General features: G+C 73.5%; 18 protein-coding genes. 7 read left to right on the forward strand and 11 right to left on the reverse strand.

The features are described 5' to 3' along the window. Positions 1-326 (forward strand): transposase (locus L2C96_RS29555; RefSeq protein ID WP_237338519.1); only part of this gene is annotated, 326 nt, incomplete at its 5' end. 278 nt (positions 327-604) lie between these two features. Here L2C96_RS29555 and L2C96_RS29560 read toward each other — a convergent pair. Both L2C96_RS29560 and L2C96_RS29565 read right to left on the reverse strand, forming a co-directional pair. Next, complete coding sequence (locus L2C96_RS29560) at positions 605-922, reverse strand: nuclear transport factor 2 family protein (RefSeq protein ID WP_237338520.1); 318 nt, start codon at positions 920-922, stop codon at positions 605-607. Between the two features lie 9 nt (positions 923-931). Further along, positions 932-2,488, reverse strand: coding sequence for a PucR family transcriptional regulator (locus tag L2C96_RS29565; protein ID WP_237338521.1), 1,557 nt, complete (start codon positions 2,486-2,488; stop codon positions 932-934). Between the two features lie 96 nt (positions 2,489-2,584). Between L2C96_RS29565 and pruA the strand changes: the two genes are divergently transcribed. Beyond that, the gene (gene pruA / locus L2C96_RS29570) at positions 2,585-4,210 is read left to right on the forward strand and encodes an L-glutamate gamma-semialdehyde dehydrogenase (protein ID WP_237338522.1); all 1,626 of its coding nucleotides are present in this window, start codon (positions 2,585-2,587) and stop codon (positions 4,208-4,210) included. Between the two features lie 11 nt (positions 4,211-4,221). Beyond that, complete coding sequence (locus L2C96_RS29575; RefSeq protein WP_237338523.1) at positions 4,222-5,130, forward strand: proline dehydrogenase family protein; 909 nt, start codon at positions 4,222-4,224, stop codon at positions 5,128-5,130. Here the strand turns inward: L2C96_RS29575 and L2C96_RS29580 are convergent. The 5 genes from L2C96_RS29580 to L2C96_RS29600 all read right to left on the reverse strand — a co-directional run bounded on the left by L2C96_RS29580 (position 5,120) and on the right by L2C96_RS29600 (position 9,826). Further along, the gene (locus L2C96_RS29580; protein WP_372491276.1) at positions 5,120-6,088 is read right to left on the reverse strand and encodes a serine hydrolase domain-containing protein; all 969 of its coding nucleotides are present in this window, start codon (positions 6,086-6,088) and stop codon (positions 5,120-5,122) included. The genes L2C96_RS29575 and L2C96_RS29580 overlap by 11 nt on opposite strands. A 61-nt stretch (positions 6,089-6,149) precedes the next feature. Then, entirely contained in the window at positions 6,150-7,307 is a 1,158-nt protein-coding gene (locus L2C96_RS29585; RefSeq protein ID WP_039791770.1) for an LLM class flavin-dependent oxidoreductase, read from the reverse strand. Positions 7,308-7,309: 2 nt separating this feature from the next. Beyond that, on the reverse strand, positions 7,310-8,320 hold the full coding sequence (locus L2C96_RS29590) for an ABC transporter substrate-binding protein (RefSeq protein WP_237338525.1): 1,011 nt from the start codon (positions 8,318-8,320) through the stop codon (positions 7,310-7,312). Continuing rightward, positions 8,307-9,017 (reverse strand): ABC transporter ATP-binding protein, encoded by a 711-nt coding sequence (locus tag L2C96_RS29595; protein ID WP_020420597.1) that lies wholly within the window; start codon positions 9,015-9,017, stop codon positions 8,307-8,309. Before L2C96_RS29595 ends, L2C96_RS29590 begins: the two co-directional genes overlap by 14 nt. Beyond that, on the reverse strand, positions 9,002-9,826 hold the full coding sequence (locus L2C96_RS29600; RefSeq protein ID WP_237338526.1) for an ABC transporter permease: 825 nt from the start codon (positions 9,824-9,826) through the stop codon (positions 9,002-9,004). Before L2C96_RS29600 ends, L2C96_RS29595 begins: the two co-directional genes overlap by 16 nt. 169 nt (positions 9,827-9,995) lie before the next feature. On the opposite strand from L2C96_RS29600, the gene L2C96_RS29605 reads away from it, so the two are divergent. Continuing rightward, complete coding sequence (locus tag L2C96_RS29605) at positions 9,996-10,334, forward strand: cupin domain-containing protein (RefSeq protein ID WP_237338527.1); 339 nt, start codon at positions 9,996-9,998, stop codon at positions 10,332-10,334. Here the strand turns inward: L2C96_RS29605 and L2C96_RS29610 are convergent. Further along, on the reverse strand, positions 10,327-10,743 hold the full coding sequence (locus L2C96_RS29610) for a winged helix-turn-helix domain-containing protein (RefSeq protein ID WP_237338528.1): 417 nt from the start codon (positions 10,741-10,743) through the stop codon (positions 10,327-10,329). The two genes, L2C96_RS29605 and L2C96_RS29610, sit on opposite strands and share 8 nt — an antisense overlap. 87 nt (positions 10,744-10,830) lie before the next feature. On the opposite strand from L2C96_RS29610, the gene L2C96_RS45210 reads away from it, so the two are divergent. The 3 genes from L2C96_RS45210 to L2C96_RS29625 all read left to right on the forward strand — a co-directional run bounded on the left by L2C96_RS45210 (position 10,831) and on the right by L2C96_RS29625 (position 13,807). Further along, positions 10,831-11,592 carry an IclR family transcriptional regulator gene (locus tag L2C96_RS45210; RefSeq protein ID WP_237338529.1) on the forward strand — a complete coding sequence of 254 codons (762 nt, stop codon included), beginning with the start codon at positions 10,831-10,833 and terminating at the stop codon, positions 11,590-11,592. Positions 11,593-11,675: 83 nt separating this feature from the next. Next, positions 11,676-12,605 (forward strand): PDR/VanB family oxidoreductase, encoded by a 930-nt coding sequence (locus L2C96_RS29620; RefSeq protein WP_237338569.1) that lies wholly within the window; start codon positions 11,676-11,678, stop codon positions 12,603-12,605. Positions 12,606-12,619: 14 nt separating this feature from the next. Further along, positions 12,620-13,807 (forward strand): cytochrome P450, encoded by a 1,188-nt coding sequence (locus L2C96_RS29625; RefSeq protein WP_237338530.1) that lies wholly within the window; start codon positions 12,620-12,622, stop codon positions 13,805-13,807. Here L2C96_RS29625 and L2C96_RS29630 read toward each other — a convergent pair. The 3 genes from L2C96_RS29630 to L2C96_RS29640 all read right to left on the reverse strand — a co-directional run bounded on the left by L2C96_RS29630 (position 13,788) and on the right by L2C96_RS29640 (position 17,486). Further along, on the reverse strand, positions 13,788-15,632 hold the full coding sequence (locus tag L2C96_RS29630) for an FtsX-like permease family protein (RefSeq protein ID WP_237338531.1): 1,845 nt from the start codon (positions 15,630-15,632) through the stop codon (positions 13,788-13,790). The genes L2C96_RS29625 and L2C96_RS29630 overlap by 20 nt on opposite strands. Positions 15,633-15,634: 2 nt before the next feature. Continuing rightward, positions 15,635-16,405, reverse strand: a complete 771-nt coding sequence (locus L2C96_RS29635; protein WP_237338532.1) for an ABC transporter ATP-binding protein — start codon at positions 16,403-16,405, stop codon at positions 15,635-15,637. 226 nt (positions 16,406-16,631) lie between these two features. Further along, a complete protein-coding gene (locus L2C96_RS29640) occupies positions 16,632-17,486 on the reverse strand; it encodes a universal stress protein (RefSeq protein WP_237338533.1) in 855 nt (284 codons plus the stop codon). Positions 17,487-17,504: the final 18 nt, after the last annotated feature.

Raw genomic sequence — 17,504 nt, forward strand, 5'->3', positions numbered from 1 at the left:
CCCGCCCCGACCGGGTGCGCGGGGACAAGGCCTACTCCTCCCGCGCCATCCGCACGCACCTGCGCAGGCGGGGAATCCGGGCGGTCATCCCCGAGCCCGCCGACCAGGCTGGGCACCGGAAACGCCGCGGTTCCCGCGGTGGACGCCCGCCAGCCTTCGACGCCCAGGACTACCGCGGCCGCAACGTCATCGAACGCAGCTTCAACCAGCTCAAACGATGGCGCGGCATCGCCACCCGCTACGACAAGTTGGCCACCGTCTACCGCGCCGCCATCCTCATCCACGACGTCATCACCTGGACAAAGACATTGTCAGACACGGCCTAGGCGCTTCCCGGCCGCAGCGGGCTGTTCCCCATCGCCGAGCCATGAGCGCTGTTCCGGTGCGGGCGCCGGGCGGCGCTGTCGGCTCCGCCGGGCGGCCGGTCTGCTTGAACGGCGCCCGTATAGGCCGTGCGCGGCGGCAGTACTGGAGTACATCGCCGCTGCGCGGCGCTGTCGGCACTCAACCGGGCTGCCGTCCGCTCAGAGCGGCACCGTGTTGGTCGTTATACGCCCGGCGGCAGCGGCCGGGCCGTCCCCCTCGCCCGGGCGGCCCCCCGGAGTCAGCGGATGCGCATGCGCGCCACGTGGTCGTCCCGGAGGACGAACTCGAACGTGCCGGGTCCGTTGAAGCCGTTGCCGCTCACCTGGAGCGTCACCGTCGTCGTGTCGCCGGTCGTCCGGGCCTCCCGCACCTCGAAGTGCGCCTGCACGCCGATGTTCTCGCGGTCGTTCCAGCCCGCGATCTCGGCGCGGCCGGTGAAGGTGCGGCCCCAGTCGTCGACCTGGCCGTCCTCGGTGAAGGCGTCCAGGAACGCTTCGCTGTCACCACGGTTGGTGGCGTCGAACACCTGCTGGACGGCGGGCGGCAGCTCGGTCATCACGCCAGCTTAGACACCCGGCGGCAACCGCAACTGCAACGACGCGAACAACCGCTCCAGCGGGTCCGCCAGGTCGATCCCCGCGACCTCCGCCGCTCGGCGGACCCGGTAGCGCACCGTGTTCGGGTGAACGTGCAGTGCGCGCGCCGCGGAACGGACGTCGCCCAGGGCGTCCAGGTACGCGAGCAACGACGAGGCCAGGTCCGGGTGCTCCGCGCGCAACGCCGTCAGCCTCGGGTCGCGCAGGCGCGGGTTGTCCGCCAGCACCGCGAGCGTTTCGCTGACCAGGACCTGCGACCGGACGTCCGCCAGCGTCGCCACCTCCAGGTCCAAGCCGCGCGCCATCGCGTCCAGCACCCGGTCCGCCTCCTGCCGCGACACCCCCACGTCCGCCACCGCCACCACCCGGCCGACCGCCGCCCGCACCGGCACCTCCGCCGACGCCACCATTTCCCGTGTCAGGTCCAGCAGCGACACCCCCGCGGGCAGATCGGGCAGGAACGCGTACGTCCGGTCGCCCAGCTGGGTCACCATCGCGCTGCGCCGGTACGCCGCGGCGTGCACCGAGATCACCGCCGCCAGCGCGGACCGCCGCAGCTCCAGCTCCGACCGGTCCACCGGCTCGGCCTCCCGCGGCGCGAAGGCGACCACGGCGGCCGGCTTCGCCGGGTCGGCCCCGATCTGCCGCGCCACCGACACCGGATCGCTGCGCCCCTCGAGCATCCCGGCCAGCAGGTTCTCCCGGAACCGCGTGCCCGCCGCGCTGCGCCGCCGGACCAGGTGCAGCGCGGCCACCCGAGCCGCGCCGATCAGGGCCTGCTCCGCCCTGGCGGCCAGCGGCGCGGCGCCCTCCTGCACCCAGATCGACCCGAGCGGCCGTCCGCCCGCGTGCACCCCGATCGCCAGCCGCGTGCGGATGCCCAGATCCGGCCGCTCCTCGATGCGCACGACCTCCTCCGTCGCCCGCAACCGCTGGTAGACGCCCCACTCGTGCAGCATCTTCAGGTACGGCGCCGGCCCCTGCCTGCCCAGGATCGACAGCCGCCGCAGCTCGTCCACCTCGTCGTCGGACCGCGAGTACGCCAGCACCCGGCTCGCGGTGTCCTCGATGCTGACGATCCCGCCTGTCAGCGCGGCGATCGTCTGGGCCAGCGAGAACAGGTCGCCGAGCGTCTCCCCCGCGTCCTCGTCCGCCGCGCCGCGGGCGGCCTCCAGCACCCCGCGCACCAGCGTCGCGAGCTGCTCCCACCGCACGTCGGCCGCGACGGCCAGCAACGCGACCCCGGCGTCGGTGGCCGCGGACCGCAGCAACGGCAACGCCGAATCGGACTCCACCTTGACCGCCACCGCGGCCGCGCCCCGGCGCCCGGCGGCCCGGATCAACGGCACCGCCGCCCGCCCGCGCGCCCCGATCACGAGCGCCAGGTCGCCGCGCCGCAACTCCGGGTCGTCGTCGGGCTCCAGCACCACGACGTCGCCGACCTCGCCGTCCAGGCCCTCCGGCGCGACCTCCACCTCGACCAGCGGATCGCCCAGCGCGATCAGGACCTGCCGCAGTTGTGCCACCGGACAAACAGTAGCGCCGGAACTGGCCGAACTCACAACCTTCGGAGACCTCGGCGTTCCTACCGTTGAGACATCCGACACCGAGGAGGAGCTGCCGTGGATGCCGTGACGACCGTGCCCACCCCGGCCAACGAGCCGGTCCTGCAGTACGCGCCGGGCAGCCCGGAGCGCGCCGAGGTGCAGGCGGCGCTGGCCGAGCTGACGAAGGAGCCGCTGGAGCTGACCGCGACGATCGGCGGCGAGCAGCGGATGGGCGGCGGGCCGCGGATCGACGTCGTCCAGCCGCACAACCACCGCGCCGTGCTGGGCGTCCTCGGTTCCGCGACCCAGCAGGACACCCGCGACGCGCTGGCCGCCGCCCGCGAGGCCGCCCCCGCCTGGCGGAAGCTGTCCTTCGACGACCGCGCCGCGATCCTGCTCCGCGCGGCCGACCTGCTCACCGGCCCGTGGCGCGCGAAGCTGAACGCCGCCACCATGCTCGGCCAGTCCAAGACCGTGCACCAGGCCGAGATCGACGCCGCCTGCGAGCTGGCCGACTTCTGGCGCTTCAACGTGGCCTTCGCCCGCCGCCTGCTGGCCGAGCAGCCCGCCAGCTCCCCCGGCGTCTGGAACCGCACCGACCACCGGCCGCTGGAGGGGTTCGTCTACGCGATCACCCCGTTCAACTTCACTGCGATCGCGGGCAACCTGCCCACCGCGCCCGCGCTGATGGGCAACGTCGTGCTGTGGAAGCCCTCCCCCACCCAGACCTTCGCCGCGCACCTGACGATGCGGCTGCTGGAGGAAGCCGGCCTGCCGCCGGGCGTGATCAACCTGCTGCCCGGTGACGGCCTGGCGGTCTCCGAGGTCGCGCTGGCTTCGCCCGATCTCGCCGGCATCCACTTCACCGGCTCCACCCGGACCTTCCAGCACCTGTGGTCGCAGGTCGGCGCGAACATCGCGAACTACCGCACCTACCCGCGGATCGTCGGCGAGACCGGCGGCAAGGACTTCGTGCTCGCCCACCCGTCGGCCGATACCGACGTGCTGCGCACCGCGCTGGTCCGCGGCGCGTTCGAGTACCAGGGCCAGAAGTGCTCCGCCGCCTCGCGGGCGTACGTCCCGCGGTCGCTGTGGACGCGGATGCGGGACGACTTCCTGTCCGAGGTCGAGTCGCTGCCCATGGGCGACGTCACGGACCTGCGCAACTTCCTCGGCGCGGTGATCGACCGGCGCGCGTTCGACCGGCTGGCCGGGGTGCTGGACCGCGCCCGCGCCGACGACCGGCTGGAGGTCCTCGCCGGTGGCACCGCCGACGACAGCGAGGGCTTCTTCGTGCGCCCGACCGTGCTCGCCTCGGACCACCCGGAGCACGAGGTGTTCACCACCGAGTACTTCGGGCCGGTGCTCGCGGTGCACGTCTACGACGACGCCGCCTACGACACCGTGCTGCGCCAGCTGGAAGGCGTCGCGCCGTACGGGCTGACCGGGTCGATCATCGCGACCGACCGGGCCGCGATCGCCCACGCCACCGAGGAACTGCGGTTCGCCGCGGGCAACTTCTACGTCAACGACAAGCCGACCGGCGCGGTCGTCGGGCAGCAGCCCTTCGGCGGCGGGCGGGCGTCGGGCACCAACGACAAGGCCGGGTCGATCCACAACCTGCTCCGCTGGGTGAGCCCGCGCTCGATCAAGGAGACCTTCGTGCCGCCGACCACCGTCGGCTACCCGCACCAGGGCTGAGGAGGACCGCCGTGCTGCGCACCGCACTGCTCGCCGCGGCCGGGTCGCCGGCCTGCCGGTCCCTCGTCGAGCGGACCCCGCTGACCCGCCCGGTGGTCCACCGGTTCGTCGCGGGGTCCACTGTGGACGACGCACTCGCCGTGACCGCCAACCTGATCGGCAGCGGCCGGGCGGTCACGCTCGACCACCTCGGCGAGGACACCACCGACCCGTCGATGGCCGCCGCCACGGTGAAGGCGTACGCCGAACTGCTGACGCTGCTGGCCGACCACGGTCTCGCACCGGACGCCGAGGTGTCGGTGAAGCTGTCCGCCGTCGGGCTGCGCCTGCCCGACGGCGACCGCGTCGCCCTGGACAACGCGCGCCGCATCTGTGCGGCCGCGGCCGCCGCGGGCACCACGGTCACGCTGGACATGGAGGACCACACCACGACCGACGCCGCCCTCGGCGTGCTGCGGGAGCTGCGTGCGGACTTCCCGTGGGTCGGCGCGGTCCTGCAGGCCTACCTGCGGCGCACCGAGCAGGACTGCCGGGACCTGGCGTACGCGGGCTCGCGGGTCCGGCTGTGCAAGGGCGCGTACGCCGAGCCCGCCTCCGTCGCATATCCAGACAAGTCCGAAGTGGACCGGTCCTACGTGCGCTGCCTGCGGGTGCTGATGGACGGGGCCGGGCACCCGATGGTCGCCACCCACGACCCGCGGATGATCGCGATCGCCGCGGAACTGGGGAAGGACCGCCCGGACTGGGAGTTCCAGATGCTGTACGGCGTCCGGGACGCCGAGCAGCGGCGGCTCGCGCGCGATCACGCGGTGCGCGTCTACCTGCCCTACGGCGACGAGTGGTACGGCTACTTCATGCGCCGCCTGGCGGAGCGTCCGGCGAACCTGGCGTTCTTCCTGCGGGCGCTGGTCACGCGGTGAGCTCGGCGATCCGGCGCGCGACCGGCCACGCGCCGTCGGAGGTGTTGGACAGCACCGTCCAGGTCGTCGCACCACTGTGGACGGTCCGGAACGACACGCCGGCGTCGTAGCCCTCCAGCCGGACCGCGTCGCCGTCGAGCCAGAACCCGAGCCCGTACCGCAGGCCCTCCTCCGGGACGTCGCTGCGGGGATCGGTCAGCCGGCGCACCCGCGACAGCGTCACGATCCGCCCGGCGGACAACGCCGTCCAGAACGCGTGGACGTCGGCGGCGGTGGAGTAGATCCCGCCGTCGCCGCTGCCGAGCACGGGCAGGTGGAACACGTTGGTCCGCCGCTCGCCGACGTAGCCGAGGGCGACCCCGGCCGCGGGCTCGTCGGAGCGGAGGAACGCCGTGTCCGTCATGCCGGCGGGCACGCACACCAGGTCGTGCACCAGGCCGGCGAACGGGCGGCCCGCGGCCCGCTCCGCGAGGAGGGCGAGCACCACGTAACCGCTGTTGCAGTAGGAGAACCGCTGCCCCGGCGGGAACTTCGGCGGATGCCCGTCCAGGACGCGCAGGTAGTCCTCGGTGGCGGCCAGCTCGTGCACCGGCACGGGCAGGATGTGGTCGGTGATCGGCCGGTCGACGTCCTCGTCGCAGTAGTCGCCGATGCCCGAGCGGTGGGCGAGGAGGTGTTCGACGGTGACCTCGTCGCCGATCAACGGCAGGTCGTCGCCGAGCAGCGACCGGGCCGTGGTGTCCAGGCCGAGCACACCGCGCTCGGCCAGCGCGGCGACGGTGAGCGCGGTGAGGCCCTTGGTGCCGCTGGCCAGGGCGAACCGGGTGCCGACCGTGTTGGGCACGCGTAGCCCGCGGTGGGCGAAGCCGTAGGCCTTGGCGAACGTGCGGCCACCGGAGTCCACCCGGACGACGCCGGAGAATCCGGTCTCGTCAGCGAGCGCGTCGATCCCCTCCACCCGGGCCATCCTGCCGGGTGGAGGGGATCGGCTCACCTGGTTTTACCGAGCGGCCCTGAATTCACTGAGCTGCGACGTGCCGCTCCTCCCGCAGGGTGCTCCGCTGGTCGCGGGTGCCGCGCAGCAGGCCGCGGTGCGCCAGCTCGGGCAGCACGCCCTCGGCGAACCAGTACGCCTCCTCCAGGTGCGGGTACCCGGACAACACGAACTCCTCGATGCCGAGCGAGTGGTACTCCTCGATGAGGTCGGCGACCTCGCCGTGGCTGCCCACCAGCGCCGTGCCCGCGCCGCCGCGGACCAGGCCGATGCCGGCCCACAGGTTCGGGTGGATCTCCAGCCCGCGCACGCCGCGGTCCAGGCCGCCGCCGTGCAGGGCGACCATCCGCCGCTGCCCCTCGGACTCGCTGGCGGCCAGCTGCGCCTGCGCCTTCGCCACCTGCTCCGGGCTCAGCGCGTCCAGCAGCTTCTGTGCCTCCGCCCACGCCTCGGCCGAGCTGTCCCGGGACAGGGTGTGCAGCCGGATGCCGAACCGGATCGTCCGCCCCTGCGCCTCGGCCAGCTCCCGCACGCGCCGGATCTTGTCCGCGACCTGGGCGGGCGGCTCGCCCCAGGTCAGGTAGACGTCGGCGTGCCGGGCCGCGACCGGCAGCGCGGCCGGGGACGAGCCGCCGAAGTACAGCGGCGGCACCGGGTCCGGCGGGGCGAGCACCGTCGCGCCCTCGACCGAGAGGTGCTCGCCGGTGAAGTCGAACGGCTCGCCGCTCCACACCCCGCGGGCGATCGTGAGGAACTCGTCGGTGCGGGCGTAGCGCTGGTCGTGGTCGTGGAAGTCGCCGAACCGCTTCTGCTCGATCGAATCGCCGCCGGTGACGATGTTGAGCAGCAGCCGCCCCCCGGAGATCCGCTGGTAGGTGGCGGCCATCTGGGCGGCAAGGGTCGGCGAGATGACGCCGGGGCGGAACGCGACGAGGTACTTGAGCCGCTTGGTCTCGCGGATCAGCGCCGCCGTGGTCAGCCAGGCGTCCTCGCACCAGGTGCCGGTCGGGGTGAGGACGCCCTCGAAGCCGAGCTGCTCGGCGGCGCGGGCGACCTGCGCCAGGTAGTCGATGGTGGGTTCGCGCTGCGCGACCGGCCCGAGGGACCGGTTGGCGTGGAACCGTTCCACGATGGTCCGGCCGTCGCCGGTGGTGGGCAGGAACCAGTGCGGTGTGATCGTCATCGTCATCCCCTCGCTGCGGCCAGGTCGGCGGCGAACCGGGTATCGGTGAACCCCGCGAAGTCGATCTTGCCGGGCAGCACCTTGTCGTCGGCGAACGCGTCGGCGAGCTCCTGCTCGGAGGCGATCACCTTGTCGTCCAGCGGCACGGGCAGGTCCGGGCCGTTCTCCACGGCGGCGAGCGTGACCTCCGGCTTCAGCCCGGTCTCCGCGGACCAGGCCTGGGCCCACTGCTCGCGGTGGGTGTCGGCCCACTGCTGCGCCTTGGCGATCCGCACGACGTAGTCGCGGATCGCGGCGTTCTTGCCCGCGTCGGACAGCGCGTTGTGCCCGGCGACCTGGAAGGTGTAGCCGTTGGCGACCCCGGTGCCGTCGGCCAGCACCCGGGCGTTCGCCTCCAGCTTGGCCTGCGAGGTGTAGGGGTCCCACACCGCCCACGCGTCGATCTGGCGCTGGGTGAACGCGCCGTAGGCGTCGGCGGGCTGCAGGAAGGACAGCTTGACGTCCTTCGTGGACAGTCCGTTCCTGGCCAGGGTCAGCAGGATCTGGCCGTGCGCCGAGCTGCCCTTGGCCACGCCGATGGTCTTGCCCTTGAGGTCGGCGACGGTTCGCAGGGGCGAATCGGCGGTCACCAGCAGGGCGTCGCTGGCGACGTTGCCCTGCGCGGAGCTGACGATCGAGATCTTGGCCTTCGCGGCCGCGGCGAAGATCGGCGGCGTGTTGCCGACGCCGCCGATGTCGATGGCGCCGGCGGAGGCGGCCTCCAGCAGCGGCGGGCCGGAGGTGAAGGTGGACCACTCGATCTTGTACGGCAGGTCGTTCAGCAGGCCGGCAGCCTTGAGCTGGGCCTGCGAACCACCCTTCTGGTCGCCCACCTTCAACGTCACCTTCGCCAGGTCGGCCGCGCTCACCGGCGGCGGCACGGACGGGCTCGACGACGGCTCGCTCGCCCCGCCGCAGGCGGTCAGCGTCAACGCGAGTGCGGTGACGGCGGCGAGGACTCTAGGCAATCGCATGGTCGGTCACTCCCAGATCGGCCAGCACCCTGGCGCGAACGTCGATGTGGTCGGACACGGCGCGGGGCCGCGGGTGGTCCAGGACGTGCTCGGCGATGATCCGCCCCTCCCCCAGCACGAGGACGCGGTCGGCGAGCAGCAACGCCTCGTCCACGTCGTGGGTCACGAGCAGCACGCCCGGCCGGTGCTCGCGCCACAGGTCCTCGACGAGCCGGTGCATCGCCAGCCGGGTCAGCGCGTCCAGCGCGCCGAACGGCTCGTCGAGCAGCAGCAGGTCCGGTTCCCGCACCAGCGCCCTGGCGAGCGAGACCCGTTGCGCCTCACCGCCGGACAGGGTGCGCGGCCAGGCGTCGGCGTGGTCGGCGAGGCGCACCTCGGCCAGCGCGCGCTCGGCGAGCGCCCGGTCGCGGCCGCGGTCGCGCAGGCCGAGGACGACGTTGCGCCACACCCGCCGCCACGGCAGCAGCCGCGGTTGCTGGAACGCCACGGACACCGCGCCCTCGACCCTGGCCTCGCCCTCGATGGCGGTGTCCAGCCCGGCGAGGATCCGCAGCAGCGTCGACTTGCCCGAGCCGCTGCGGCCGAGCAGGGCGACGAACTCGCCGCGCCCGATCTCGAGGTCCACATCGGACAGCACGGCGCGCTCGCCGAAGCGCTTGGTCAGGCCGTGCACCCTGGCGATCAGTTCCCGCGCCACCGCAGCGCCCTCCGTTCGATCAGGCGGACCAGCGCGTCGGTGATCAGGCCTAGCGCCGCGTAGACGATCAGGCCGACCACGATCACGTCGGTGCGCAGGAACTCGCGCGCGTTGTTGATGAGGTAGCCCAGGCCCGCGTCGGCGTTCACGGTCTCGCCGACGATCAGCGCGAGCCACGCGACGCCCAGCGCCTGCCGCAACCCCACCAGTGTCTGCGGCACCGCGGACGGCAGCACCACGTGGACCAGCCGCTCCCAGCGGGTGTAGCCGAGCGCGGTGGTGGCCTCGACGAGGTGGTCGTCGACGTTGCGGATGCCGGAGTAGATGTTGAGGTAGAGCGGGAACGCGACACCCAGCGCGACCAGGACGATCTTCGGTTCCTCGCCGATGCCGAACCACAGGATGAACAGCGGGATCAGGCCCAGGAACGGCAGGGTGCGCAGCATCTGCACGGGCGGGTCGATGAGCACCCCGCCCCAGCGGGACAGGCCGGCGACCACGCCCAGCACCAGCGCGACGCCGGCGCCGATCGCGAAGCCGAGGCCGACGCGCACGATCGACACGGCGAACGCCTCGCCCAGCTCGCCGGACCGCGCGGTCTCGACACCGGCCTGCAGGACCGTCCACGGTGAACTCAGTTTGTCCGGGGACAGCACGCCCGTCGAGGACGCGAGCTGCCACAGGGCGAGCAGCGCGAGTGGACTGATCCAGCGGCGCAGGTCGGGCAGGCGGCGTCTCCGGGCCGGACGCGGCCGCGTCCCGGTTGCCTCCTCCGGGCGCGCGAGAACGTCCGTTGCGGAAAGCGACACGGATCTTCTCCCATTTTTTCGGGGGTTTCACCGAAAATGCTTCCTCCCACGATCGGGTGGGTCAACGTGCTCCCGGATCGCGGAACCGGTTCCGCTGAGCAGGCCGGAGTTTCTTTCACCACTTGGGGAAACGTTGACAGGACAGCCGATCGGCGGTCAGGCTGCCCCGGTGACCGACTTCCAGCCACTGACCTCCGTCGAGGGACTCCCGCTCCTCGGCGGTTCCGGCCGCTTCCGCGTCCTGCAGAACACCGAGCGCGGGCTGCTGCTCGAACTGGAATACCCCGCCGGGGTGGCTTCGCCCGAGCACTTCCACGACCACGACAGCTTCATCTACGTGCTGTCCGGTGAGCTGACCGGCTCGGTGGACGGGCGGGAGGCGCGGCTCGGCGCCGGGGACACGCTGGTGCACCCCCGCGGGGTGCGGCACACGGTCGCCGCGGTGACGGACAGCCGGTGGCTGGAGTTCAAGGCGCCGTCGCCGGAGGTGGGGCGCGTCCTCAGGTGATGTCGGCGCGGCCGTCGAACCGGTAGCCGACGCCGCGCACGGTGGTGATCGAAAACCGGTCGATCTTGCTGCGCAGCTTGCGCACGTGCACGTCGATCGTGCGGCCGCGGCTCGGTCCGGGCAGGCGCCACACGTGCTCGGTGAGGGCCGCGCGGTCGAAGACCCGGCCGGGGTGGCGCGCCAGGAACAGCAGCAGCTCGTATTCGAGCCGGGTGAACTCGATCTCGGCGCCGTCCGAGCGGACCCGGCGCGACGTGGTGTCGATGCGCAGTGCCGGTTCCGGCGCGGGTTCCAGCGCGCCGAGCGCTTCGCCGATCACCGCGCCGATGCGGTCCGGATCGCCGTGGACCACGATGTGCAGCTCGACCGCGCCGTCCGGCCGGTCGACCCGGGTGAGGGACTGCGTCATGATCCCAGCAAGCCACGACGGCCCTGGCCGGTCAATCGCGTCCCGGCAGGTGGGCCGGGACGCGCGGATCCGTGACACACTCGGGCCGTGCCCAGGCAGCCGACCGGTGAATCCGTCCTCTCCCGCGCGGTGCGGATCTTCGAGGCGTTCACGCCGGAGGAGCCGGTCCTGCAGGTCTCCGAAATCGCCCGGCGGACCGGGCTGCACCTGGCGACCGCGTCCCGCCTGGTCGCCGAGCTCACCGGCCACGGCCTGCTCACGCGCGACGACGACCGGCGGGTGCGGATCGGCGTGCGGATGTGGGAGCTGGCCCTGCGCGCCTCCCCCACGGCCACGCTGCGCGACGCGGCCATGCCGTTCATGGAGGACGTCCACGCGGTCGTCGGGCACCACGTGCAGCTCGGGGTCCGCGACGGCGACGAAGTGATCTTCCTGGAGCGCCTCTCCGCCCCGAAGGCGGTCATCAACTACACCCGCATCGCCGGGCGGCTGCCGATGCACGCGTCCTCCTCCGGGCTCGTCCTGCTCGCCCACGGGCCCGCCGACCTGCGCGACCGCGTGCTCGCCGGGCCGATGCGGGCCTACACCGCGAACACGATCACCACCGCGGACCGCCTGCGGAGCACGCTCGCCGACATCCGCAAGCAGGGTTTCGCCTGGTGCCCGGGCCACATCCACGAGGAAGCGCTCGGCGTCGCGGTGCCGGTCAAGGACGCGCGCGGCGCCGTCGTCGCGGCGCTGTCGGTCATCGTGCCCAACACGGCCGAGAGCAGGGCGGTCACCGGCATCCTGATGGCCGCCGCGCGCGGCATCACCCGCTCGCTGCCGCCCTCGCCTCTCATTCATTGAGAACCCGGTCGCCGCCCGTCGTCGCGAAATCGCATCCTGCGTGCCAGCAACCCAGCGCAAGGAGGCGTCCGGTGAGCCAAGTCGTGACCCTGGAGGTCACCGCCCGCGAAGAACGCGCCGAGGGGGTGCTGGCGCTGACCCTGTCCCGCCCGGACGGCGGACGGCTGCCGGACTGGACCCCCGGCGCGCACATCGACCTCGTGCTGCCGAACGGGCTGACCCGGCAGTACTCGCTGTGCGGCGACCGGTGGGACGCGCACCGCTACCGCATCGGCGTGCTGCGCGAACCGCGGGGACGCGGCGGCTCGGCCTACGTGCACGACCGGCTGCGCGTCGGCGACCGCGTCGGGGTGGGCGGGCCACGCAACAACTTCCCGCTCGTGCCCAGCGACGGCTACCTGTTCGTCGCGGGCGGCATCGGGATCACCCCGCTGCTGCCGATGATCCACCAGACGGACCTGCTCGGCGCCGAGTGGACCCTGCTCTACGGCGGCCGGCGTAGAGCGTCGATGGCCTTCACCGACGAGCTCGCCTCCTACGACGACCGCGTCCACCTGGTGCCCGAGGACGAACACGGCCTGCTCGACCTGGCGTCCTGGCTCGGCACCCCGCGCCCGGGCACAAAGGTCTACTGCTGCGGGCCCGCTCCCCTGCTGGCCGCCGTCGAATCCACGTGCCGCGACTGGCCGCCGTTCTCGCTGCACGTCGAGCGCTTCACGGCACGCGAGCAGGCGCCGGCGCGGGACGAGCCGTTCGAGGTCGAGCTGCGGCGGACCGGGGCGACCGTCACCGTCACGCCGGGGACCTCGGTGCTGGAAGCGGTGCGCGGCGCGGGCGTGGACGTGCTGTCCTCGTGCCGGCAGGGCACCTGCGGCACGTGCGAAACCGGTGTCCTGGCCGGAGTTCCGGACCACCGCGACTCGATCCTCGCCGACCACGAGCGCGCCGCGGGCGAGGTCATGTTCGTGTGCGTGTCCCGCTCGTGCACCGACCGCCTCGTCCTCGACCTGTGACTTGAGGAGAATTCGTGATCATCGACGACACCGACCCGTTCGCGCCCGAGGTCCTGGCCGAACCGGAACCCCTGCACGCCAAGCTGCGTGACGCCGGCCCGGTCGTGCGCCTGAGCCGCTACGACGTCTACGCCCTCGCCCGCTACGAGCACGTGCACGCCGCGCTGACGAACTGGCAGGACTTCTCCTCCGCCGCGGGGGTCGGGCTGGCCAACTTCCACGTCGAGGAGCCGTGGCGGCCGCCGAGCCTGCTGCTCGAGGCGGACCCGCCGCGCCACGACGCCCCGCGCCGGGTGCTGTCCGGCATCCTCGGCCCGCGTGCGCTGCGCAAGCTGCGGGAGGACTGGTTCGCCGCGGCCGAGGACCTGGTCGAGCACGCGCTGGACACCGAACTGGACGTCGTCCCCGCGCTCGCCGAGGCGTTCCCGCTGCGGGTGTTCCCGGACGCGGTCGGAATCGGCCGCGCGGGGCGCGAGAACTTGTTGCCCTACGGCAATTTCGCCTTCAACGCGTTCGGCCCGCGCAACGAGCTGGTCACTTCGCAGGCCGCGGAGATGCCGCGGTGGTCGGGGTGGGTGAACGAGCAGTGCGCCCGCGACCGGCTCACCGGCGACGGGTTCGGCGCGGCGATCTGGGCGGCCGCCGACCGCGGCGAGATCACCCACGAGCAGGCGCCGCTGGTGGTCCGGTCGCTGCTCACGGCCGGGGTGGACACGACGGTGCACGGGCTGGCCGCCGTGCTCTACGCGTTCGCCACGCACCCGGGCCAGTGGGACCGGCTGCGCGCGGAACCCCGGCTGGCCCGCGCCGCCTTCGACGAGGCGGTGCGCTGGCAGTCGCCGGTGCAGACGTTCTTCCGCACGGCCACCAGGGACACCCCGGTCGCGGACGTGACGATCCCGGCCGGGCACAAGATCCTGATGTTCCTCGGCGCGGCGAACCGGGATCCACGCCGCTGGGCCGAGCCGGACGTCTTCGACCTCGGCCGCGACCCGTCCGGCCACGTCGGGTTCGGGATGGGCCTGCACCAGTGCGTCGGCCAGCACGTCGCCCGGCTGGAGGCCGAGGCGCTGCTGACCGCGCTGGCGAAGCGGGTACGCCGGTTCGAACTGCTCGGCCCGGGCACCCGCCACCTGAACAACACGTTGCGTGCCTGGCGGTCGCTGCCGATGCGGCTGCACCTCACTCCGCCGCACCGGTGAGCGACACCGGGTTGGGCCGGGTCGCGGACAGCGCCGTCCACGCGCTGGTCGCGCCGACCACCGCGAACGCCCCCAGCACCACGACCGCGATCAGCGCCCACGGCACCACCAGGACGCTCTGCCCGGCGATCCGTCCCGCCGCGGCGGAGATCCCGATCAGGGTCGTGGTCGCGGCGAGGCCGCCCAGCACCAGTCCGATGCCGGTGACCGCGCCGGACTCCAGCACCGCGGACCGCACCACCTGCGCGCGGGTCAGGCCGGTCACCCTGGCCACGGCGAACTCGCGGCGCCGGTCGGCGGCGGCGATGACCACGGCGTTGACCACCGCGATCAGCGCGTACAGCCCGGACAGGCCCATGATCACGGTCATGATGCCCGTGCTGGTGTCCTGCTGCTCCGCGCTGTTGGCGGCGATCCAGTCGTCCACTGTGGTCACTTCGCCGCGGCCGGCGAGCGCGCTCGCGTCCGCGCCGGGCGCCAGCCGCACGATGGATTCGGTGGGCGCGGCGGCCAGCACCGCGGCGGGCACGATCTCGCGCGGCAGCAGGAAGTCCGCGCCGCCGCCGAGGGTCGCCGGCAACACGGCCACGACCCGCAGGTCCAGCTCGCTGTCGCCGATCCGGGCGGTGACGGTGCTGCCGACCGGCTGGAACCCGGAGGCGACGGCGATGGTCGGCCCCGTCAGGTCGGCGAGCGATCCCTGTTCCGGGCCGCGCACGTGGGTCGCGGCGTAGGCGGCGGGGTCGATCGCGGCGGCGTAGCCCTGTTCGGTGTCGGTGTCGTCGTCGCTGTAGGTGACGACCGAAACCGGCACCCGGGTCTGCGGGGACACCGCGGCGACGCCGGGACCGTCCAGATCGGACGGTCCGGTGGTGGTCACCACGAGGTCGCCGCGGATGTCGGCGCGCTGCTCGATTTCGGCGCCCTTGCCGATGGTGGCGAGCGTGCCCGCCTGGGCGACCAGCAGCGCGACGAGCACGATCAGCGGCGCGGCGGTGGAGGCGCTGCGGCGGACGCCGTCGCGCAGGTTGGCCTCGGCGAGCCGTCCCAGCGGCCCGCGCAGGACCAGCCCGGCGATGCGCCCCGCCGCGGGCACGACCAGCGGGCTCAGCGCGGTCAGGGCGACCGCGGCGGCGAGTGCGGTGTTGATCGACAACGCGATGGCGCCCTCGGGCGGGGCGAACGCGGACACGATCGCCATGGCGACCGCCCCGGCCAGGAACAGCACGCCGAAGAACCAGCGGGCACCAGTCATGACTCGGGCCGCCGCGCCGGTCTCGCGCAGGGCTTCCAACGGGCGCACCTTCGCGGCGCGGCGGGACGCGGCGAGCACCCCGGCGACCGCGACACCGAGCCCGATGCCGGCGGACACGCCGAGGATCCAGTCCTGCCAGCGCGGGGTGAACGCGGACGGGACGAAGCCGAGTTCGCGCAGCAGCCAGGTCTGGATCCGCATCACCAGCAGGCCGAGCGGGACGCCGAAGGCGGTGCCGAGCACGCCCAGCAGCACGGCCTCGGACAGCAGCAGGCGGCGGACCTGGCCGCGCCCGCCGCCGACGAGCCGCAGCAGCGCCAGGTCGCGGCGGCGCTGGGCGACGGTGAAGGCGAAGGTGGAGCTGACGATGAACACCGCGAGGAACGCCGAGATGCCCAGGGTCAGGCCGAGCAGGGTGACCGCCTCGACGACCTCGCCGCCCGCGGTCGCCGCGGAGACGAGGATCAGCAGGGACGACTGGACGAGCGCGACGCCGAGGCAGACGGTGAGGATGGCGCCGAGGAACAGCGTCCAGCGGTCGGTGAAGGTGTTCCAGGACAGTCGCAACACGGTCAGGCCTCCAGCCTGGCGAGGCGGTCGGCGACCTCACGGGCGGTCGGGGTGACGGCGTGGTCGACGACGCGGCCGTCGCGGAGGAACACCACGGAGTCGGCGCTGGCCGCGGCGGCCGGGTCGTGGGTCACCATGACGATGCTCTGGCCCGCGGTGACGAGGTCGCGCAGCAGGCCGAGGACCTTGCGGGCCGCGGCGGAGTCGAGGGCGCCGGTGGGTTCGTCGGCGAAGAGGACGCGCGGGCGGGTGACCATGGCCCTGGCGATCGCGACGCGCTGCTGCTGGCCGCCGGACAGTTCGCGGGGCCGGTGACGGCGGCGGTCGTCGAGCCCGACGGCGGCGAGCACGGCGCGAACGTCCTTCGTGGACGGCCGGGTGCCGGCGAGCTTGAGCGGGAGCGCGACGTTCTGCTCGGCGGTGAGCGAGCCGATGAGGTTGAAGCTCTGGAAGACGAAGCCGATCTCGCTGCGGCGGAGCGCGGTGAGGTGGGCGTCGTCGGCGGTGGTGATGTCCTCGCCGCCGAGGAGGACCTGCCCGGTGGTGACGCGTTCCAGGCCGGCGGCGCAGTGCAGGAGGGTCGACTTGCCGGAGCCGGAGGGCCCCATGACGGCGGTCCAGGACCCGGCGGGGAAGGCGACGCTGACCCCGTCGAGCGCGCGGACCTCGTGCTGGCCGGCGGCGTAGGTGCGGGAAACGGCCCGAAGCTCGACGGCCGGCTCCCCGTGCGGCCGATGCCTGCCGGCGACGGCGGTTTCCAGAGGCGTTGTCATGGGTTAGATCCCATCGCGGATCGGGGCGCCGGTCAGCGGTGCCGGCCACCGAATCCCCGGTGGGGCTGGCCCTACCCCCGGCTCCCTGCGCGGTCTGCGGGGGCGCACCGGCCGCCCGGCCGCACCGCCTCCCGAACTCGGCCCCCGCAGCGGGGCCTGAGTGTGCAGCCCGCCCAGTTGCGCGACCGAGCGACCCGGCTATCCGCTCCTCGCGCGACCTGCGCGCTCAGCCGGCCTGCGGCCGCACGACCAGCACGGGACAGTCGGCGTGGTGGATGAGCGCCTGGCTCGTCGACCCGAGCACCAGTCCCCGGAACCCGCCGCGGCCGCGGCTGCCCACGACGACCAGCTGAGCGTCCCGGCTGCGGGCCAGCAGCTCGTCCCGCGGGCGGTCCCGCACCACGACCCGCTCCACGCGCACGTCCGGGTAGCGCTCCTGCCTTCCCGCCAGGCGTTCGGCCAGCAGCCGCTGCTGTTCGCGCTCCACCTCGGCCCAGTCGAGGTCCGGGGCGGGCAGCGGGACACCGTAGTCGGCGTCGCTCCAGGCGTGGATCGCCACCAGCGGCACCTCCCGCCACGCGGCCTCGTCGAACGCCACCTTCAGCGCTTCCTCGCTGGTCGGGCTGCCGTCGACGCCCACGACCACCGGGCCGGCGGCGTCCGGGCGGCCCCGGACCACCGCGACCGGGCACGACGCGTGCGCGCTGACCGACACGGCCGTCGACCCGGCCAGCATCCCGGTAAACCCGCCCCGCCCGGACGAGCCGAGCACGACCATCCGGGCCGTGCGGGAGCACTCCAGCAGCAGGGGCACCGCCGGCTCCAGCGGCATCTCCGTCGACACTGGCACCTCGCCCGCCACGGCCGCCGCGTCCGCCAGCAGCTGCTGCCCGGCGCGCTGCAGCTCGTCGAAGAAGCTCTGCGGCACCGGCAGCCCGCCGTCGAACCGGCCGCCCGTGACGTCGGCCGCGTAGACCAGGCGCAGCGCCAGCTTCCGCAACGCGGCCTCGCCCGCCGCCCACCGGACGGCGTCCAGCGCCGCCGCCGAACCGTCCACCCCGACCACGATCTCGTCCGCCATGCCGCCCACGCTACTCAC

Source organism: Amycolatopsis tucumanensis (assembly GCF_021654135.1).
In the GTDB taxonomy this organism is placed as follows: domain Bacteria; phylum Actinomycetota; class Actinomycetes; order Mycobacteriales; family Pseudonocardiaceae; genus Amycolatopsis_E; species Amycolatopsis_E tucumanensis.

Coding starts and splice junctions, on each gene's coding strand:
- L2C96_RS29610 (WP_237338528.1), bottom strand. CDS start 10,743: ATGACGCAGTCCCTCACCCGGGTCGACCGGCCGGACGGCGCGGTCGAG.
- L2C96_RS29585 (WP_039791770.1), bottom strand. CDS start 7,307: ATGACGATCACACCGCACTGGTTCCTGCCCACCACCGGCGACGGCCGG.
- L2C96_RS29640 (WP_237338533.1), bottom strand. CDS start 17,486: ATGGCGGACGAGATCGTGGTCGGGGTGGACGGTTCGGCGGCGGCGCTG.
- L2C96_RS29590 (WP_237338525.1), bottom strand. CDS start 8,320: ATGCGATTGCCTAGAGTCCTCGCCGCCGTCACCGCACTCGCGTTGACG.
- L2C96_RS29635 (WP_237338532.1), bottom strand. CDS start 16,405: ATGACAACGCCTCTGGAAACCGCCGTCGCCGGCAGGCATCGGCCGCAC.
- L2C96_RS29560 (WP_237338520.1), bottom strand. CDS start 922: ATGACCGAGCTGCCGCCCGCCGTCCAGCAGGTGTTCGACGCCACCAAC.